Here is a 5165-nt window from a genome sequence, read left to right as displayed (position 1 = left end):
TATAACCCTGAGGAGGATCACACCTGAAGATCACCTTGTTCTCACCCGCTTTCAGGATCGGCACCTCGCCCTGAGGGGTTATCCTCGCTATCAGGGCGCCTCGTTCATCGTAAAGCCGACACTCATCGGGAGGGGTGAACTCGATGTACTGACCGCTTTCCAATTCGACGGGGAAAAGGAGCCGTTTATCGCCGATGGAGATGCTCGGGTTTATAAGTTTGACCTTCACCGTCGGAAGGGCTTTCACGGGGGAGATATAGCATCTCACCTCCTCGCCCGGAGGTATGTCGTTGTAATACAGGTTCAGCTCGCTCACCTCGCTCCTCACCAGCGGCGCTCGATAGACGGAATAGATGCTCCCATAAGGCCAGAGGTAATTCCCGTGTCGTTCAGCGTCCCGCTCCCGAAGCAGAAGTTCGAAGTATCGCCATCCCTTAAAATCCACGTCCACATAATGCTCATCGTCGGCAAAGTAGTGGTATCGGGGATGTCTCAACTGGAAGTTCAGCAGCTCCCCCTTCCCATCGCCGTAGATCCACACGCCTATCGCCCCATACTTGTTCATATTCAGTGGCGGCGAAAACCCCTTCATCGCCCTTGCCCAGGCGCCACGGCGGTTCTTCGTCCCATTCCTCGCCGTGAAACATACGCTGCTCCCTCCCGCCTTGATCTTATCTGCTGAGGGAATGACGGCGCATTCGATCCCGTTGGCGGCCTGGACGACCTTAAACTCCTCAGGCATAGCTATCACCATCGTTTCTTCAGCATCGTATGGGAGACAGGAGTACAGCGCTTCAATCCTCAGCTTAACCGGTTGAGGGCTGAATGGGTTTTCAACCGTCCAGGAGCTGCTACCGTCCTCCAGCCCTGTGATCTTGTGCTTGATGCATCGCATCGGTATGAAGTCCCACTTGTCATCGGCTCCTCGGACGAGATGAAACTCCGCCCCAGGAGCACGTAGCTTCTCCTTGACCGACTCGGGGAAGTATCTCGCGAGCCGCAGACGCTCGTATCGACCGAGCATCGTCAGGTATTCCTCTTGTCTAGCGTTTGGGGGATTCGGTCCGGGGCTCACCCCCTGTAATGAGAGAGGCGCATCCCAGGCTAAGCTTTTGACGCAAAGGTATTCCATCTCATCCGGGAACATGCCTCGGGAGTCCGCTGAAGGGCCTTTGATCACCCACCATCCCAGCTGATATGGCAGCAGGCTGGCTTTGCGGACCGCCTGCAGGTTCTGAACGTGGATATCCGTAAACCGTTTATACGCCCACTGGGGGTGATCCCACGCGCCGAGACAGGAGTGGAACGGCCAGGAGTGGTAGTTCCAGGTGCTCGCCTCCACACGCACTTTCCCTTTCAGCCTGGAGAATATGGCCTGGCGCATCTTCGCCACGCCGTGCCATCCGTCAGGGGAAACCTCGGCGCCGTCCTGATAGATCATATCGAAGTTACAGCTATTGAAGACATAGGCGATCCGCTCCGCCAGCTCATCCACCAGCGTCGTATTCATATCGGGGAAGAAGACGGCCCAGCGGCTGAAGAGATGATATACCGGCGTCCCCTTCCGGTGAGGTTGTGCCTTCGTTCCAAATGCCCCTCGCTTGCAACCGATAAATCCATAAGGGGGTTCCTGCGAAAGCCCCGTGTATTGGATGAGCTCGTCGTCGATCTGAATCACATTTCCTCTGCTGTGGGAGGCCCAGACGGTATCCAGATCGCCCGGCGGCTCGAGGGTGGGGATGATCTGAGCCTCCCCGTCTATCGTCTCCGCAAGCGTAAAAGCGCCGTCCTTTGCCAGGCGTTTATCGGGCACAGGCGCCACCCACGGGTCATTTGGGGATATGAAACCGGTCAAGGTGTGCATCCCCGCAAGCAAACCGGCGTCGTGGATCTTGGCGACGACCGCCTTCAAACCTTCCAGCCCATTAGGGAACAGATCCGGCCTTGGCTCATAATGTCCCAGGGTGTGCCACCAGCCGATGATATGGATGATCCCCATGCCCGCCTTTTTGGCCAGCCTGATCCACTCGTCCACGTTCTGCTCCGAGACGGTGGCGAAGATGTAGGAGAGCCGGTTCTCCTCCGCATCCATGGCGAACGGTCCTCCAAGCGGGGAGTAAGGTAACCCCTCCTGTCGCACCACCTCCTTGAGGACGGAACGCAGATCCCGCGTGGGACATCCGATCAGGGCGATCTTAGCTCCTTTAAGGCCGTATTTGGGATAACATGCGGCACTTAAGGTAGGGGGAGATCCGCCTATATGCGCTCCCACCTGTAAATTCAAAGCCCTCAGGCACACGGCGAACTCATCATCCGCCGCTATGCCGGAAATAGCGCTGACATACTTCACCGGTTTAACTCGGAGGGTCAGGAAAGCCAGTTCATCGATATCCTCATCGCTTACCGAATCGACCTCGAAGACGAGATAGTGGCTTTTGATCTCGACCTTGATCGTCGACGTGAAATTCGGCTCTTCGAATTCGACGACGATCTTACCATCGGTGTAGGAGCAGGCGGAGGGCTTGTGCTCCTTGCCGTCCTTTTTCAGCGTTATGAAAGCCTCACGCGGCCCAGGGGCGAGGTAATCCTCGCCCGTTCGCTTATCCACAAGACCTAAGCTCCTCCCGTCGGCTCCGATAATGTAGCTTATGCTCTCATTTTCGAGCAGGATAGCTCCTTCTCCCGTCCCACAATATCCAAGGGCGCTCGTTCCAATGAAAAAAAGAACCGAAAGCTCACCCATTATCTTCCTCCCTTATCGCAGTTAACTTAGACATTGGGCTTCATCTCATGTCACCTCCTAACTCCCCCGTCATCGTCTAATTTTCCATCTCATATCCCGGCAGCTAGCATGACGTCACGTCCATTATAATTCGGAAGAAGGTGTTCGTCAAGGGGCGATCCTAAGGAGATGAGGGCTCGGTCACACGAAGAAACCGTAGACCGGCCTATCGGCTATTGTGCCGAAGATGCTCCATAGGCTGCCGCTCACGAACTGACCGAGCATCAAACCCATGAAGAAGGGAACCCCCTTTCTGTAGAGCTTAAGTCCACCACCTCTCAGAAGCGCGTACTTTATCAACCAGCTCAAAAAGATCGAAAACCACATCCAGCTCATCGTCCAGCTTCCGGCGACGGCATATCCGACTGGATGAAACGGGAACCCCAGAAACCTCCTGCGCATGACCATCAGGAAGACGGTCAGCCCGAGCCCGAATCCCATCTGCCTCAACATTGAAACATCCGGGCCGGATGGGTAATTGAGCCAGTTCTGTAGCCTGACATACGCCTCCCACGCCAACCCCAGGGAGTACCCCCGCACGCGCGATGCGGCGCCGTAGGCGTAAAAGAAGTGCAATATCGCCCAGAAAGTCGCCCATGCGCCCAAAAGGGTCGCCGCCATCATCACCCAGACCAGTCTCCTGTTTCCCAACCCTGCCCTTTCGGCGATTTTAAACCCCTCAAGTTGATGCGGCATGGGATGACATCGGTAGTCTCTGGTTATCCAAAAATAGAGGGTAAAGGCTGAGAGGTTACCGGGGCCGAGCCGTCTCGTGCCGATCAGAGAAGCGAGTATCCTATCCGGGCCTTCGTAGTAAAGATCATGGGTAGGAGGGCCGAGCTCAGCCCGCATCCTCGTGGCGGCGATCACTATGACGAAGTAGATAACGAAGAAGGAGATCGCCACCCAAACCGACATGCCCATCCACCACGAGAAGAGACATAAAATCCCTATCCCCAGGACGGATCCGATCAGAGCAACTTTGTACGTCAGCGGTTCCCTCAACTCATCCCCTCGATCTCCCCCGAAAGCCGATCGAAGCGCCTTGAATATCGAGCGTCTGCTCAGCCATATCGACAGAGCTCCTATCCCGATCCATGCCCCGGCGGACTGATCACCTAAATATGGCCCGGACATCCTCCCCAATCCTAAAGCGGACCTCACCACGAGCTGCGCCTTCCAAAACAGATAGAAGAACCAGGTCGAAAACGAGAGATCCAGCGGCATGAAGTAAGCAAGGCCGATGACGAAAGGGTAAAAACAGACCGGCATCCAGCCGATGGCGTTCCAGGGTTTCTCCGTAAAAAACGGGGCGAGGTTGTATTTGGTCCTGAAATCGGGGATGAAAGGGTAGAGCCTGTGAAGCCCATGTATCAGGTCGAGCGAGGATGAGATGGCGAACCCGATCCACATGGCGCCGTTTCTGAAAAATCGGGAGGAGTTGAGGGTCATCTCCAGGGGAAGCTGGATTACCGGATAGCTCAGCTTCTCCTCCTCCGTCCATCTCCTCCTTATGAAGGTGAGGAGGCATATCATGGTGAAATAAAGCACCAGTATAAACCCCGTCCAGAAAAGGAGAGGTTTGAACCAACTCCTCAAGATATAGAGGTCATAGAGGGAGGATTCGCCTTCATAATACCCCCTCATGACGTCGGGTTCGTCGATCATGAGCCATCTGGGAAGATATCCCCAGAAAAGCTCCCTCCATTCGTTTTCGGGTGTAGCAAACCGGAAGGGGTAGGTCATGAGGGGGATGAGGATCTGAAGCATATCATGACCGAGAAGGGTTGTCGCTATGCAGAGAATAACGTAGATGGTCAACAGCTCCCCATACGATAGGGCGAGGTGGGGTGCGGTTCGGGTCAGGAGGAGGTTTAAAAGCGATAGCAGGAAGAGGATGAAGATGACGTTGAAGAAGATGGAAAGTGTGGTGGCATGGGTGAAAGCCCACACCACCTCCGATTTGGTGACCCAATATGCGTTCACCGGTATCAGGAGAATCCCGATGAGGATGGCACGAAGCGTGACGCCCTGCTTTTTAGTGGTCCAGCTTGCAGATCCTTTTCCTGTAATACACATAGTTCTCAAACGAGACATTATCAGGCACGCCGTGGTCGCACATCGGTATATATCCCCCCCGCTTAAGCATCGCCACCTCGTCCACTTTGCCGATTATGCCCGGCAGCCCTGTCTGGGCGTGTTCTATCCTGAACACCTCCTGGACGCTGTTTATCTTACCGAAGGCTGAAAGCTCGGCTGACTCCTCCTGCCCAGTATGTTGGAATCGGGCTGGGATTGAGTGGGGAAGATCCAGACCTCGATGGTAATCTGATCGGTGATATCGAGCTCGGGCACGGCGGGTATCTCGACATATTGGTCGGAT

At 55.2% G+C, this 5165-nt stretch carries 3 protein-coding genes; all 3 read right to left on the bottom strand.

Annotated elements, in window-relative coordinates; all coding sequences use genetic code 11:
* Positions 1-2743 (bottom strand): hypothetical protein (locus J7M22_06160; GenBank protein ID MCD6506192.1); only part of this gene is annotated, 2743 nt, incomplete at its 3' end.
* A gap of 180 nt (positions 2744-2923) precedes the next feature.
* Positions 2924-4861 (bottom strand): hypothetical protein, encoded by a 1938-nt coding sequence (locus J7M22_06155; protein MCD6506191.1) that lies wholly within the window; start codon positions 4859-4861, stop codon positions 2924-2926.
* Positions 4821-4997: a hypothetical protein gene (locus J7M22_06150; protein MCD6506190.1), complete on the bottom strand. Its 177-nt coding sequence runs from the start codon at positions 4995-4997 to the stop codon at positions 4821-4823. The genes J7M22_06155 and J7M22_06150 overlap by 41 nt, the downstream gene beginning before the upstream one ends.
* Between the last annotated feature and the right edge of the window lie 168 nt (positions 4998-5165).

The sequence above is a fragment of the Candidatus Poribacteria bacterium genome (assembly GCA_021162805.1).
Classification (GTDB): domain Bacteria; phylum Poribacteria; class WGA-4E; order B28-G17; family B28-G17; genus JAGGXZ01.
This window is presented reverse-complemented; position numbering and strand designations above follow the sequence as displayed.